The organism is Shewanella sp. MF08487, from assembly GCF_050848685.1.
GTDB classification, from domain to species: domain Bacteria; phylum Pseudomonadota; class Gammaproteobacteria; order Enterobacterales; family Shewanellaceae; genus Shewanella; species Shewanella glacialipiscicola.
In genome coordinates this window covers 1-840 of the sequence record NZ_JBOZPB010000067.1, presented here as the reverse complement: position 1 = coordinate 840, position 840 = coordinate 1, and the positions used below count along the sequence as shown (strand labels likewise).

The following is an 840-nucleotide window of genomic DNA, read 5'->3' as shown; positions in this document are numbered from 1 at the left end:
TAGGGTCTGTTGATCTTTGCTGTACAAATGTTGCTCAGCAATACATCGGCAGCCACATTAACATAAACGCCAGTGACACCATACTGGCGTAATTTCTTGCTAGCTTGTCATATCTTGTTGATATTGCTCGATAGTGTTTAATTCTTCCAAAAGCATTCTCCACTAAATGTCGATACCGATATAAGCACCAATCGACTTTTTCTTGAGGTGTATTCTTATAGCGGCGCTTTGGAATAACAGATTTCCCGCCTTTAGTTGCGATAAGTTCACGAAAAGCATCGCTGTCATAACCTTTATCTGCAATGACGGTATCAACCTGCTTCAGGTGTTCAATTAAGCTGGGGGCGTGTGTAATATCGTGTTTTTGACCTTCTGATAATTCGAAATAAATCGGTAATCCTCCGCTGTCGACGGCTAAGTGAATTTTGGTTGAATTACCGCCTCGACTTTTACCAATACTCTCATTACTTAGCGTCGCTGCACCTGCACTGTGCTGGTGAGCCCGCACTATCGAGCCATCAATAAAGACCCATTCCATATCAGCAAGGTTGGCTAAAGCCTTGAATAAATGTGCTAGAACGCCTTTCTTAGACCATAAATGAAACCGTCTAAAGACCGTGCTCCAATGACCAAACTCTTTAGGTAAGTCTCGCCAAGGGATACCTGTTCTTAGGCGGTAAAGAATACCTTCGAATGTTTGTCTATGTTCAGGTTTGTCATAAACACGGCCTGTGCTTTTCATTAAATGAAATAGCTTTTCCCAGCGTTCATCGGTTAGCATAAGTCTTGGCATGGCTTGAGGTTATGGTTACTTTTGGCGAAGCAAATTATAACGTCTTG

Annotated in this window: 1 protein-coding gene; it reads right to left on the bottom strand. The window is 42.3% G+C overall.

Translation table 11 applies throughout. The features are described 5' to 3' along the window. Window positions 1–34: 34 nt before the first annotated feature. A complete protein-coding gene (locus ACRN9H_RS19660) occupies window positions 35–793 on the bottom strand; it encodes an IS5-like element ISSod6 family transposase (protein ID WP_432315886.1) in 759 nt (252 codons plus the stop codon). Window positions 794–840: the final 47 nt, after the last annotated feature.